This is a genomic window from Pseudomonas sp. C11 (genome assembly GCF_034683865.1).
Classification (GTDB): Bacteria; Pseudomonadota; Gammaproteobacteria; order Pseudomonadales; family Pseudomonadaceae; genus Aquipseudomonas.
On record NZ_JAWIIP010000012.1, the window covers coordinates 85,468 to 98,582 of the forward strand.

Consider the following 13,115-nt stretch of genomic DNA (forward strand, 5'->3'; position numbering starts at 1 on the left):
TTAGGATTGACCCCGCATTTCATCTGACAAGGACAACAATGGATCGCGTGCGCAATCTTCTCGAGCAGATTCAGGGCCGCCTGGAAAGCCTGAACAAGGCCGAACGCAAGGTCGCCGAAGTGATACTGCACAACCCGCAGCAGGCCACCCGCCTGAGCATCGCCGCCCTGGCCCAGACCGCGCAGGTCAGCGAGCCGACGGTGAATCGCTTCTGCCGCTCCTTCGGCGTCAACGGTTACCCCGAACTGAAGATGCAACTGGCGCAGAGCCTGGCCAGCGGCGCGGCCTACGTCAGCCAGGCAGTGGAAGCCGACGACGGCCCCGAGGCGTACACGCGCAAGATCTTCGGCAGCGCCATCGCCTCGCTGGACAGCGCCTGCCAGAGCCTCGATCCGAACCTGATCAGCCGCGCCGTGGACATGCTGATCCAGGCCCGGCAGATCCATTTCTTCGGCCTCGGCGCATCTGCGCCGGTGGCACTGGACGCGCAGCACAAGTTCTTCCGTTTCAACCTGGCGGTATCGGCCCATGCCGATGTGCTGATGCAGCGCATGCTGGCCTCGGTGGCGCACACCGGCGACCTGTTCGTGATCATTTCCTACACCGGACGCACCCGCGAGCTGGTGGAGGTGGCACGCCTGGCCCGCGAGAACGGCGCCTCGGTGCTCGGCCTCACCGCCGCCGGCTCGCCCCTGGCCCAGGCCAGCAGCCTGAGCCTGGACATCCCGCTGCCCGAAGACACCGACATCTACATGCCGATGACCTCACGCATTATTCAACTCACCGTGCTCGACGTACTGGCCACCGGCATGACCCTGCGCCGTGGCGTGGACTTCCAGCCACACCTGCGCAAGATCAAGGAAAGCCTCAACGCCAGCCGTTATCCGGCTGACGAAGAGCCGATGTAGCAGCCGCTCACTTCCACCAGTACTCCACCTGCACGCCGAAGTTGGAGCCGTTGCGCGAGCTGCCGAAGGCGCCGCTATCGGACAGCGCCGAGCCTTCGGCTAGCAGGTTGGCCGCCTGCTGCGCGGCCTTGTTCCAACTGGCATAGGTGTAGTACAGACGAATTTCCGGGCGCGCCCAGAAGCCGGGGCCGGCAGGCGACCAGGTCGGCGCGACGGTGAACTTGGTCAGCTTGCGCGTGCCGCCAGGGGCCTCGACCTGATCACGACCGATCTCGCCCACCAGCTTGAACTGCTCGGTGAAGGCGTAGCTGGTGCGACCGCCGACCGACAGCCAGTTCTGATCCACCCCGTCGGAGCGCGTGTCCTTCTGATAGACCAGCTCGACCTGGCCACCAAGGCGCGGGGTCATCTGGAAGTCGAAGAACTCGACCATGCGCCAGCTCTTGGCGCTGCGATCCAGGGTCGGGTCGCCGGTGTAGCCCAGCCCCGTGCCCGGCCCCTCGCCGTATTGCAGGGCGAACTTGTTGTCGCCGCTCAGACCCAGGAAGTTCTTCTGCACGTGCTGGCCGGTCACGGCCCAGCCGCTGTGCGAATCCTCCACCGAAGACGGCTTGTCAATGTAGCTGACGCCCACTTCGACCTCGCCGCCCGGGTTGGTGACGAAGCCGCCGACGTTGAAGTCGTGACGGTTGATGTATTCCTTCTGGTCGTAGCTGTCCTTGCGCGAGAACACGTAGCTGTACTTGTAATCACCGATCTTCATCTCGTCGATGCCGAAACCGGTGGCGCTCTGGTTCCAGTAGTAGAAATCGGAGATATGGATATCGTTACGCTTGTAGAAACGGCGCCCGGCCCACAGCGAGCCGCCACCCAGCGCTGGCATCTTGCTCCACTCGGCGTACATCTGGTTCATCCGCGCGGTGCCATAGTCGCCAGTGAATTTCGGCGTGTGGCCGTACTGGTTGTAGAGCTGCGCCATGCCCTCGACGCTGAGTACCGAGCCATCATCAAGGGTGAACAGATCCTGGCGCAGATCCAGCTCGGCGTACTGTTCGCACTCGTTACCCAGGCGGTACTTGGATTGCGCACCCGGCAGTTGGAAGCACGATTGCCGGCCATTGCCATCGGCCGTACCGGCACCGCTGCGCACGTAGCCGGTGAATTCCAGCGCCATGCTCGACATCGGCAGTGCCAGGGAACCCAGCGCCATGGCCAGGCCCAAACCCGTTGCTCGTTTCATAACCTCTCCCGCTGTTTTTATTGTTGTTACCGCTGTGCAATGCCGGCATCAGGACTGCGAGGCCGACTCCTTGTGATGCTCATTCGCGGCGCTGGCAGCGCCCGGCTGCGCCGCCAGCGGGCGCACGCGCTCACCACTCTCGGCATCGAAGAGCAGGGCGCGCGCCGCATCGATCTGCAGATTCAGAGATTGACCAACCGGCGGTGCCTGATCGGGCGCCAGGCGGCAGCACAGCTTGCTGCCGTTGACCTCGACGAACACCAGGGTGTCCGGGCCGGTGGGTTCGAGCACCTCGACCGCTGCCGGCAGCACGCCCTGGACGGCGCCGGCACTGGCGAGCTGCACCTGCTCGGGGCGAATGCCCAGCAACAACTGGCGCGCTTCACTGCCAGCCGGCAACTGCCCGAGCGGCAGCTCGCAGCGCCCGGCCGACGACACCAGACCGGCCCAGAACTGGCCGTCACGCTGCTGCAGTTGCACCGGCACGAAATTCATCGGCGGCGAGCCCATGAAACTGGCGACGAACAGGTTGGCCGGCTCGTTGTAGATCTGCTGCGGCGTGCCGAACTGCTGGATCACGCCCTCCTTCATCACCGCCACCTTGTCGCCCAGGGTCATGGCCTCGATCTGGTCGTGGGTGACGTACACCGTGGTGGTCTTCAGGCGCTGGTGCATCAGCTTGATTTCGGTGCGCATCTCCACGCGCAGCTTGGCGTCGAGGTTCGACAGGGGCTCGTCGAACAGGTAGATCTTCGGCCGCCGCGCCAGCGCCCGGCCCATGGCCACGCGCTGCTGCTGGCCGCCGGAGAGCTGGCCCGGCTTGCGGGCGAGCAGGTGCTCGATCTGCAGCATCCTGGCCACGCGGGTCACTTCCTCGTCGATGGCCGCCGGGGCCATCTTGCGCATCTTCAGGCCGAAGGCGATGTTGTCGCGCACGCTCATGGTCGGGTACAGCGCGTAGGACTGGAACACCATGGCGATGTCGCGATCCTTGGGGCTCATGCCGCTGATATCCACGCCATCGACGAGGATCTCGCCCTGGCTGATGTTCTCCAGCCCGGCGATGCAGTTCATCAGGGTGGATTTGCCGCAGCCCGATGGGCCGACCAGGATCAGGAATTCGCCGTCATCGATCTGCAGGTCGATGCACTTGAGGGTATCCGTCAGGCCGCTGCCGTAGGACTTGTTGACGTTACGCAGTTCGAGCGTTGCCATTCACTTCTCCACTGCTGCCAGCGCAGCTTTCAACCCTTGACCGCGCCAGCCGTGAGGCCGCGCAGGAAATATTTGCCCGCCAGGATGTACACCAGCAGGGTCGGCAGCCCGGCGATCATTGCCGCAGCCATGTCCACGTTGTATTCCTTGGCCCCAGTGCTGGTGTTGACCAGATTGTTCAGGGCCACGGTGATCGGCTGTGCGTCGCCGCTGGCGAACACCACGCCGAAGAGGAAGTCGTTCCAGATCTGGGTGAACTGCCAGATCAAGCAGACCATGATGATCGGCACCGACATCGGCAGCAGGATGCGCCCGAAGATGGTGAAGAAGCCGGCGCCATCCAGGCGCGCCGCCTTGACCAGGGCCTCCGGCACGCTGACGTAGTAGTTGCGGAAGAACAAAGTGGTGAAGGCGATGCCGTAGACCACATGCACCAGCACCAGACCAGTGGTGGTATTGGCCAGGCCCAGCTTGCCGAGGGTGAAGGAGGCCGGCAGCAGCACCGTCTGGAACGGCAGGAAGCAGCCGAACAGCAGCAGGCCGAAGAACAGTTGCGAGCCACGGAAGCGCCACATCGACAGCACGTAGCCATTCAGCGCACCGATGGCCGTGGAGATCAGCACTCCCGGCACGGCGATCTTCACCGAGTTCCAGAAGTAGCCATCGACCACGCCCCAGGCCTTGACCCAGCCGATCAGGGTGAACACCTCGGGCAGCGACAGCAGGTTGCCGGTGCGCACGTCCTCGGGGGTCTTGAAGCTGGTCAGGAGCATCACCACCAGCGGCACCAGATACAGTGCAGCGGCGAACAACAGGGTGGCGTAGATCGCCACGCGGCTGAAGCTGAAGGCTCTAGTCATGGCGTTTGCCTCGCAGTTCCGAATAGAGGTACGGCACCAGAATCGCCAGGATCGCGCCGAGCATCAGCATCGCGCTGGCCGAGCCAATGCCCATCTGGCCGCGGCTGAAGGTGAAGCTGTACATGAACATCGCCGGCAGGTCGGAGGAGTAGCCAGGGCCGCCGGCAGTCATCGCCGCCACCAGATCGAAGCTCTTGATGGCGATATGGGCGAGGATCATCACCGCGCTGAAGAACACCGGGCGCAGGCTCGGCAAGACAATGCGCAGGTAGATGGTCGGCAGACTCGCGCCATCCACCTGGGCGGCGCGGATGATCGACTGATCGACGCTGCGCAGCCCGGCCAGGAACAGCGCCATGACGAAGCCCGAGGCCTGCCACACGGCGGCGATCACCAAGCAGTAGATGACCCGATCCTGATCCACCAGCCAGTCCAGGCGAAAGCCTTCCCAGCCCCAGTCGCGGAGCATCTTGTCCAGGCCCAGGCCGGGGTTGAGCAGCCACTTCCAGGCGGTGCCGGTGACGATCATCGACAGCGCCATGGGGTACAGGTAGACGGTGCGGATGAAGCCTTCACGGCGGATGCGCTGATCCAGCAGCACCGCCAGCAGTACGCCGACCACCAGGCTGATGCCGATGAATAGGCCGCCGAAGATCATCAGATTCTTGCTCGCCACCCACCAGCGGTCGTTGTCCAGCAGGCGCGCGTATTGCTGCAGGCCCACCCACTTGTAGCTGGGCATGAAGCTGGAGTTGGTGAACGACAGCAGCGCCGTCCACAGGATGTAGCCATAGAAACCGACCAGCACCACCAGCATGCTCGGCGCCAGCACCAGCTTGGGCAGCCAGCGTTGCAGCGCATCGAAGGGTGAAGCCTTGGCAGCTCGCGTCGTGACACTCATCGGGCATTACCAGTGTGTGGATGAAATTCGGGCCGAGCGCTGCCCACGACAGCGCCGGGGCCTATCGGCAAGCATCGAGGAAAAGGAAGCGGGCCTGCGGCGGCAGGCCCGCAGCGCCTTACTGCGCGGCCTTGATCGCCGCGTAGATCTGCGCCCCGGCCTTGCTCGGGTCGGCGTTCTTGTCGGTCATGAAGTTGCTGACCACATCGAAGATCGCGCCCTGCACCGCCAGGTTGGTGGCCATGCTGTGGGCCATGCTCGGCTCCAGCGCACCGGCCTTGTCAGCCTCCTGGAAATCCTTCATGGAGGCCTGGGCGCAACTGTCGAACTTGCTCATGTCCAAATCGGGGCGCACCGGGATCGAGCCCTTGTTCTCGTTGAACACGTACTGGAACTCGGGCTCCAGGGCGATGCGCGCCAGGGCATGCTGGGCGGCGATGTCGCCTTCGTTCTTGAGCTTGAACATGGCCAAAGAGTCGATGTTGTAGGTGTAGCTGCCAGTGGTGCCCGGCATCGGCACGCACTGGTAATCCTTGCCGGCTACCTTGCCGGCAGCCGTCCACTCGCTCTTGGCCCAGTCACCCATGATCTGCATGCCGGCCTTGCCCTGAATCACCTGCGCAGTGGCCAGGTTCCAGTCGCGCCCGGCGCGGTTGTCGTCCATGTAGGTGGAGAGCTTCTTCAGCGCGGTGAACACCTCGGTCATCTGCGCGCTGGTGAGGGTCGCCTCGTCATGCTCGACGAAGGCCTTGTGGTAGCCGTCGGCACCCATGATGCCGAGCACCAGGCCCTCGAACACGGTGCTGTCCTGCCAGGGTTGACCGCCATGGGCCAGGGGCACGAAGCCGGCAGCCTTGAGCTTGTCGCCGGCGGCGTAGAGTTCGTCGAGGGTGGTCGGCGCCTTGTCGATACCGGCCTTCTTGAACACTTCCGGGTTGATCCACAACCAGTTGACGCGGTGGATGTTCACCGGCACGGCGACGTAATGACCGTCGTACTTCATGGTGTTGGCGACGGTCTTGGACAGCAGGCCATCCCAGTTGTTGGCCTTGGCCACGTCATCGAGCGGCGCGAGCAGATCCAGCGCGCCCCACTCCTGCAGATCCGGCCCCTTGATCTGCGCGGCGCCCGGCGGGTTGCCGGAAATCACCCGAGTCTTCAGCACGGTCATGGCGGCAGCGCCTGCACCACCGGCCACGGCGCTGTCCTTCCAGGTGTAGCCGTCCTTCTCCACCAGCTCGCGCAGCACCTTGACGGCAGCGGCCTCGCCACCGGAGGTCCACCAATGCACGACTTCCACCGTACCTTTGGAGTCGGCGGCCAGGGCGGAGAACGGGAGCAGGGAAACGAGAGAAACGGCAGCGGCGAGACGAGAAATCGCGTTCATCGGAAATACCTTTCTTGTTGTTATCCGGCAAGTCATGGCGCTTGCATGGGATGGAGTGTAATCAGCCTGCGAGGCCGCTCAGGTAACGAAGCGACGCGCGAGTGTCACCAGCTCGTTACAAAGCCACCAGAGCACTGGCCAGGCTCGGCGCCAGCGGCAGGCTCGGCAGCAGCACGGCCTGATAGGCGTGATAGAGGTCGGGCTTGCCGGGCCAGATGCTCGCTGCCGGGCGATTGTCGTTGTCCAGTTCGTGATGCCAGCTGCCGCCCTGCAAGTCGATGAAATGGCGCGCGGCAAACTCCCAGAACTGCCGATACCAGCGCTCGTAATCGGCCTCGCCGGTGCGCCGCAACAGAGCCGCCGCCGCCGCGATGGCTTCGGCCTGCACCCAGTGCAGACGCGCCCGCACCACCGGCCGCGCCTGCCAGTCCAGGCTGTAGACCAGCCCCGGCGCGCCGTCGGCCTGCCAGGCAGCGCGACAGGCACTGGCGAACAGGCCACGGGCATCCGCCAGCAGCCAATCGGGCGCGGCCAGCCCGGCGCGTAGCAAGGCCGCCTCCAGATGCAGCAGCAGGCGCGCCCACTCGAAGCTGTGACCCGGTGTGCTGCCGTAGGGGCGGAAGGGGTCGGCGCGGTTGTCGGCGTTGTACTCGGGCAACGCCTGCCAGTGGCGGTCGAAATGCTCGACCACGACATGGCCGCAGGCCACGGCATGGCCATGGATAAGCCGCTCGGCAATGCGCAGGGCGCGCTGCAGCCAGACGCTGTCGCCGGTGACATCGGCCAGGGCGAGAAAGGCCTCCACACCATGCATGTTGCTGTTGGCGCCGCGATAGGCTTCTTCCTGCGTCCAGTCGCGGCTGAAACTCTCGCGCAGAGCACCCTCCTCCTCGCTCCAGAAATGCTCGTCGAGCACCGCGATGGCCTCGGCCAGCAAGGCTTCGGCGCCAGGCCGCCGGGCCACCTGTGCGGAGCTGGCAGCCAGGGCGACGAAGGCATGCAGATAGGCGCTCTTGTCGCCGCTGCGGCGGGCATCGGCGAACCAGCCGCCATGCACCTCGTCACGCAATGCCCCGTGCAACGCCGCGATGCCGTGGTCGACCAGATGGGCATGACCCGGCAGCCCCTGAACATGCGCCAGGGCGAAGCAATGGGTCATGCGCGTGGTGTGGATCAGCTCGGCGCGGGCATCGGCCGGCAGGCTGCCGCGCTCATCGAGGGCGGCGAAGCCCTGCTCGACGCGCGCGGCCCTGGCGAAGGCCAGCAGGCGCTGGCCTTCGCCAGCGAGCCAGGCCCGGTGGGCGGTCTTGCTCAGCCAGCTCGCAGCGGGCAGTTCAGGCAGGTTCATGGCAGTTACTCCGAAGATTCTTGGCGAGCACCCGGGTGACCAGGCAACAAAACGACGACACCTGAGCTCCCCGTAGCCTGGGTTGAGCGCAACGATACCCGGGAAGCCATTGGCACCTGCGTATCGCCCGAACGGAGTCCGCAGCGGGCAGTCAGTCCGGCGTGCGCGGCAACTGCAGGGTCACCCGCAGGCCGCCTTCACGCAGGTTCTGCAGGCTCACCTCGCCGCCATGGCTGTGGGCGATATTGCGCGCGATGCCCAGCCCCAGGCCGTAGCCCTGTTGCTGCCCGGCCAGGCGGAAATGCGGCTCGAACACCTGCTCCAGGCGCTGTTCGGGCACGCCAGGGCCATCGTCATCGACATGCAGCACATAACCGTGCGCATCGTCTTCGACATACAGGCGAGCGTTGTGGCCGTACTTGAGCGCATTGTCGATCAGGTTGCCGATGCAGCGGCGTAGCGCCAAAGGCTTGCCCGGATAAGCCGCCTGGGCCTGACCGTGCACGGTCACCTGGCCCGTTCCCGTCGGCGCCAGGTAGGGTTCGACCAGGCAATGCAACAGCTGGTTGAGATCCACCGGCTCGATGTTCTCGTGGATGTCGGTGTCCTTGACGCACTGCAGCGCGCCCTTGACCAACAGTTCCAGCTCGTCCAGATCGCGGCCGAACTTGGCCTGCACGGCCTCGTCCTCCAGCAACTCGACGCGCAGACGCAGACGGGTGATGGGGGTGCGCAAATCATGAGAAATGGCGCTGAACAATTGCGCGCGCTCGGTCAGGTAGCGGCTGATGCGCTCACGCATGGCATTGAAGGCACGCCCCACCTCGACCACCTCGCGCCCGCCGCCCTCGGCCACCGGCTCCACCTCGGCGCCCAGCGACATGCTCCGCGCCGCTCGCGCCAGACGCTTGAGCGGGCGGCTCTGCCAGTGCACCAGCAGGCCAATGAACAGCAGCAGAAAAGCACTGCTGAAGAGCATGAACCACCACTGCTGAGCCGGCAGTAGCGGCTCCTCCAGAGTGGTGTAGGGCTCGGGCAGCAGCGAGGCGATATACAACCATTCGCCGGGCGCCAGTTGCATCTGCGTCACCAGCACCGGCGGCTTGACCGGCTCCAGCGTCAGCGCGTAATGCGCCCAGGAGCGCGGCAACTCGTCGAGCTTGAGACCGCCGTTGAAGATCAGCAGATCGTCCGGGCTGACGAAATTCACCGAGATATCCGCCCCGCCGCCCAGCGACTCCTGCAACACCTCGCTCACCGCCTCGGTCACCGCCTGCCTGCGTGGTGTGGCGGGCAACAGCTTCATCTGCAGGGGGCGATCATTGAGGCTGACCACGAAGCGCGTGCCGCCCATGCTGCGCAACTGGTCGAGCACCAGTGGCCGATAGGCCACCGGTAGCGAACGAAAGTAACGCACGCTGGCCGACATCGAATGGGCCAGGCTACGTGCGGTGGTCACCAGGCCTTCGAGCTGGGTGGCACGCAGTTGCGACAACCAGATGGCGCTGGACAGCGCCTGCGCCACCAACACGGCGAGCAGGGTCAGCAGCAGCATGCGCCCGAGCAGCGAACGCGGAATCGGCAACAGCCGCCGCCATTCAGCGCGCATGGCCAGCCTGGGCGGTGACCGTTGCGGCCAACTGGTAGCCGCTGCCGCGCACGGTGCGGATCAGCCGGGGCGGCTTGTCGGTGTCGCGCAGGCGCTGGCGAAGACGACTGACGGCCATGTCGACGACGCGCTCCAGCGGCATCATCTCGCGGCCACGCGTGGCGTTGCCGATGGTGTCGCGGTCGAGAATCTGCTGCGGGTGATCGAGAAACAGCTTGAGCAGGGCGAAGTCGGCGCCGGACAGCAGCACCTCCTCGCCATCGAGGTGAAACAGGCGGTGGCTGACCATATCCAGGCGCCATTCGTCGAAAGCCAGCACCTCGGGGGCACGCTCCTGGGCGAAGTGCACCCGACGCAGCAGGGCCTTGATCCGCGCCAGCAGCTCGCGCGGGCTGAACGGCTTGCCGAGGTAATCATCGGCGCCCAGTTCCAGGCCGATCACCCGGTCGGCCTCGTCGGAGCTGGCAGTGAGCATGATGATCGGCACCTGGGCGAAACGCCCGTGCTCACGCGTCCAGCGGCACAGGCTGAAGCCGTCCTCGTCGGGCAGCATCACATCGAGAATCAGCAAGTCCGCGCCGCCCTCCTCCAGCGCCTGGCGAAAGCCGGCGCCATCGGCCACGCTGCGCACCTGCAGGCCGGCGCGCCCCAGGTAGGTTTGCAGCAACTCGCGGATTTCCTGGTCGTCGTCGACCAGCAGGATGGATTTTCCGGTCGGGCTCACATCGATAATCCTTGATCTTGTTGTTATGCAACGCCACGCGCGGCTATCGGCTGCGCGCCAGATACTGCTCCGCCGCCACACCAGCGCCCATCAGCCCCGGATATTCGGCGGTCACCAGCCACACCGGCAAGCCGTCGAAGTAACCGCTCATGCAGCCCTTGTCGCGCAGGCTGCGGGAAAAACCACTGGCCAGGAAGAATTCGGCGAAGCGCGGCACCATGCCGCCAGCGATATACACGCCACCGCGTGCGCCCAGGGTCAGCACGTTGTTGCCGGCCACCCGTCCCAGCAGGCAGCAGAAACTTTCCAGCACGCTGGCCGCCAGCGCGTCGCCCTCAAGCGCCGCGCCAGTGATCTGCGCGGCACTGTGCAACAGCGGCGGCTGGCCGTCCACCGCGCAGGTGGCGCGGTACAGCGCCAGCAAACCATTGCCGCTGAGCGCGCCAGACTCGGCGCTGACGTGCCCGAGCTGCGCATGCAGGGCCTGCCAGACCTGCACCTCACACGCATTGCCGACCGGCAGATCGACATGCCCGCCCTCGCCCGGTAGCGCATGCCAGCCGCCGCCCGGCAGTTCCAGCAAGGTGCCCACACCCAGGCCGGTGCCGGCGCCGATCACCACGCGCGGTCGACCGGGCTCGGCCACGCCCGGGCAAACACTGATGTACTCGTCCTCGCGCAGGCAGGTCATGCCCAGCGCCATGGCCGAGAAGTCGTTAATCAGCAGCAGCTCGCGCACCTGCAGCTCGGCGCAGAAGGCCGCACGACTGATGCGCCAGGCGTTGTTGGTGAAGCGAAACGGATCGACTTCCACCGGCCCGGCGCAGGCCAGGCAGACGGTCTGCACCGCCCCCGGCGCCAGCCCCACGGCGGCCATGTAGGCAGCCACGGCCTGCTCCGGCGTGGCATGCTCGGCCGTGGCCGAGACCCTCACGGCTTCGATACGGCCATCGCGCCACAGGGCGAAACGGGCATTGGTGCCGCCGACATCGCCGACCAGCACCAGACTCATCGCAGCGACTCCAGCTCTGCGGTGAAGGCACTGGCGCCCTGCTCCGCCGGACTGAAGGCGGCGCGCATGAAGGCGAACAGCTCACGCCCGCAACCGATGCCGGTGCCCTGCGGGCGCGGCGCCAGCTCGCGGGCGGCCCACTCCGCCTCATCCACCAGCACTTGCAGGTGCCCGGTGACGCCATCGACGCGAATCAGATCGCCGTCGCGCACCTTGGCCAGCGGGCCACCATCCCAGGCTTCCGGGCTGACGTGAATGGCCGCCGGCACCTTGCCCGATGCCCCGGACATACGCCCGTCGGTGACCAGCGCCACCTTGAAACCACGATCCTGCAGCACGCCCAGATAAGGCGTGAGCTTGTGCAGCTCGGGCATGCCATTGGCCTTGGGCCCCTGGAAGCGCACCACGGCGACGAAGCCGCGCGCCAGCTCACCGGCCTTGAAGGCATCGGCCAGCTCGGCCTGAGTCTCGAACACCCGCGCCGGGGCCTCGACCACCTGATGCTCCGGCGCCACCGCCGACACCTTGGCCACTGCATTGCCGAGGTTGCCGCTGAGCACACGCAGCCCGCCTTCGGCGGAAAAGGGCTCCTCCGCGCCACGCAGGATATTGCCATCCAGACTCTGCGCAGGGCCTTCGCGCCATACCAGGCGGCCATCATCGAGGAAGGGTTCCTGGGTGTAGCGCGCCAGACCTGGCCCAGCCACGGTATGCACATCCTCGTGCAACAAACCGGCTTCGAGCAGGGTGCGCACCATGAAAGGCACACCGCCGCAGGCATGGAAGTGGTTCACGTCGGCCTGGCCGTTGGGGTAGACCTTGGCCAGGGTCGGTGTCACCGCCGATATATCGGCCATGTCCTGCCAGGTCAGATGGATACCGGCAGCGCGGGCGAACGCGGGGATGTGCAGCGTGTGGTTGGTCGAACCGCCCGTGGCGTTGAGCGCCACCACCGAGTTGACGATGGCCTTCTCGTCGATGATCCGGCACAACGGCGTGTACTCGCCACCCTGACGGGTCAGGCGCACCACCTGGCGCGCGGCCTCGGCGGTCAGCGCGTCACGCAGCGGCGTGTAGGGGTTGACGAAGGACGAGCCCGGCAGGTGCAGGCCCATGATTTCCATGACCACCTGGTTGGTGTTGGCGGTGCCGTAGAAGGTGCAGGTGCCGGGGCTGTGGTAGGACTTCATCTCCGACTCCAGCAGCTCTTCGCGGCTCGCCTTGCCCTCGGCGTAGAGCTGGCGCACGGCGGCCTTCTCCTTGTTGGGGATGCCCGACGGCATCGGCCCGCCCGGCACGAAGATCATCGGCAGATGACCGAAGCGCAGGGCGCCGATCATCAGCCCCGGCACGATCTTGTCGCAGATGCCCAGCAGCATCGCCGCATCGAACATGTTGTGCGACAGCGCCACGGCGGTGGACATGGCGATCACCTCGCGGCTGGCCAGGCTCAGTTCCATGCCCGGCTCACCCTGGGTCACGCCATCGCACATCGCCGGCACGCCACCGGCCACCTGGCCGACCGAGCCGACCTCGCGCAGCGCCTGCTTGATCATCTGCGGGTAGTGCTCGTAGGGCTGGTGAGCCGAGAGCATGTCGTTGTAGGCGGTGACGATGCCGACGTTGGCCTCGTTCATCAGGCGCAGGCGCTGCTTGTCGCCAGCGGAATTGCAGCCCGCCACGCCGTGGGCGAAGTTGGCGCACTGCAGCGTGCCACGGTGCGGGCCCTGGCTGTCGGCGGCCGCCATCTGCGCCAGATAACGTTCGCGGGTCGCACGGCTACGGGCAATGAGGCGCTCGGTGACCTCAAGAATGCGGGGATGCATGGTTTCGACTCCAGGCTTTCGAACAGCCATTAAATTGTATTTTTATCAAAATACTGACAGCCAAAGCGCTTGATTTCTAGCCTCA

11 protein-coding genes are annotated in these 13,115 nt (G+C 65.7%); 1 reads left to right on the forward strand and 10 read right to left on the reverse strand.

The features are described 5' to 3' along the window. The first annotated feature begins 47 nt into the window (after positions 1-47). Positions 48-908 (forward strand): MurR/RpiR family transcriptional regulator, encoded by an 861-nt coding sequence (locus VC352_RS19050; protein WP_268178725.1) that lies wholly within the window; start codon positions 48-50, stop codon positions 906-908. A gap of 7 nt (positions 909-915) precedes the next feature. On the opposite strand, the gene VC352_RS19055 is transcribed toward VC352_RS19050, so the two are convergent. From VC352_RS19055 to edd, 10 genes are all read right to left on the reverse strand, one after another. Beyond that, positions 916-2,148: a carbohydrate porin gene (locus VC352_RS19055; RefSeq protein WP_322981086.1), complete on the reverse strand. Its 1,233-nt coding sequence runs from the start codon at positions 2,146-2,148 to the stop codon at positions 916-918. Positions 2,149-2,196: 48 nt separating this feature from the next. Further along, the gene (locus VC352_RS19060; RefSeq protein WP_322981087.1) at positions 2,197-3,363 is read right to left on the reverse strand and encodes a sn-glycerol-3-phosphate ABC transporter ATP-binding protein UgpC; all 1,167 of its coding nucleotides are present in this window, start codon (positions 3,361-3,363) and stop codon (positions 2,197-2,199) included. A 29-nt stretch (positions 3,364-3,392) separates the two neighbouring features. After that, positions 3,393-4,223: a carbohydrate ABC transporter permease gene (locus tag VC352_RS19065; RefSeq protein ID WP_322981088.1), complete on the reverse strand. Its 831-nt coding sequence runs from the start codon at positions 4,221-4,223 to the stop codon at positions 3,393-3,395. After that, positions 4,216-5,124, reverse strand: a complete 909-nt coding sequence (locus VC352_RS19070; RefSeq protein WP_322981089.1) for a sugar ABC transporter permease — start codon at positions 5,122-5,124, stop codon at positions 4,216-4,218. Before VC352_RS19070 ends, VC352_RS19065 begins: the two co-directional genes overlap by 8 nt. Before the next feature lie 118 nt (positions 5,125-5,242). Next, the gene (locus VC352_RS19075) at positions 5,243-6,511 is read right to left on the reverse strand and encodes an ABC transporter substrate-binding protein (protein WP_322981090.1); all 1,269 of its coding nucleotides are present in this window, start codon (positions 6,509-6,511) and stop codon (positions 5,243-5,245) included. Between the two features lie 115 nt (positions 6,512-6,626). Next, a complete protein-coding gene (locus tag VC352_RS19080) occupies positions 6,627-7,859 on the reverse strand; it encodes an AGE family epimerase/isomerase (RefSeq protein ID WP_322981091.1) in 1,233 nt (410 codons plus the stop codon). A 151-nt stretch (positions 7,860-8,010) separates the two neighbouring features. Further along, complete coding sequence (locus VC352_RS19085) at positions 8,011-9,468, reverse strand: ATP-binding protein (RefSeq protein WP_322981092.1); 1,458 nt, start codon at positions 9,466-9,468, stop codon at positions 8,011-8,013. Then, complete coding sequence (locus VC352_RS19090) at positions 9,458-10,192, reverse strand: response regulator (RefSeq protein ID WP_322981093.1); 735 nt, start codon at positions 10,190-10,192, stop codon at positions 9,458-9,460. The genes VC352_RS19085 and VC352_RS19090 overlap by 11 nt, the downstream gene beginning before the upstream one ends. Positions 10,193-10,235: 43 nt before the next feature. Next, positions 10,236-11,204, reverse strand: coding sequence for a glucokinase (locus VC352_RS19095; protein ID WP_322981094.1), 969 nt, complete (start codon positions 11,202-11,204; stop codon positions 10,236-10,238). Continuing rightward, positions 11,201-13,030 carry a phosphogluconate dehydratase gene (gene edd / locus VC352_RS19100; protein WP_322981095.1) on the reverse strand — a complete coding sequence of 610 codons (1,830 nt, stop codon included), beginning with the start codon at positions 13,028-13,030 and terminating at the stop codon, positions 11,201-11,203. The genes VC352_RS19095 and edd overlap by 4 nt, the downstream gene beginning before the upstream one ends. Positions 13,031-13,115: the final 85 nt, after the last annotated feature.

What these genes read in the sequence shown, in the direction of transcription:
- VC352_RS19055 (WP_322981086.1), bottom strand. Translation starts at nt 2,148, where the DNA reads ATGAAACGAGCAACGGGTTTGGGCCTGGCCATGGCGCTGGGTTCCCTG.
- VC352_RS19060 (WP_322981087.1), bottom strand. Translation starts at nt 3,363, where the DNA reads ATGGCAACGCTCGAACTGCGTAACGTCAACAAGTCCTACGGCAGCGGC.
- VC352_RS19065 (WP_322981088.1), bottom strand. Translation starts at nt 4,223, where the DNA reads ATGACTAGAGCCTTCAGCTTCAGCCGCGTGGCGATCTACGCCACCCTG.
- VC352_RS19070 (WP_322981089.1), bottom strand. Translation starts at nt 5,124, where the DNA reads ATGAGTGTCACGACGCGAGCTGCCAAGGCTTCACCCTTCGATGCGCTG.
- VC352_RS19075 (WP_322981090.1), bottom strand. Translation starts at nt 6,511, where the DNA reads ATGAACGCGATTTCTCGTCTCGCCGCTGCCGTTTCTCTCGTTTCCCTG.
- VC352_RS19080 (WP_322981091.1), bottom strand. Translation starts at nt 7,859, where the DNA reads ATGAACCTGCCTGAACTGCCCGCTGCGAGCTGGCTGAGCAAGACCGCC.
- VC352_RS19085 (WP_322981092.1), bottom strand. Translation starts at nt 9,468, where the DNA reads ATGCGCGCTGAATGGCGGCGGCTGTTGCCGATTCCGCGTTCGCTGCTC.
- VC352_RS19095 (WP_322981094.1), bottom strand. Translation starts at nt 11,204, where the DNA reads ATGAGTCTGGTGCTGGTCGGCGATGTCGGCGGCACCAATGCCCGTTTC.
- edd (WP_322981095.1), bottom strand. Translation starts at nt 13,030, where the DNA reads ATGCATCCCCGCATTCTTGAGGTCACCGAGCGCCTCATTGCCCGTAGC.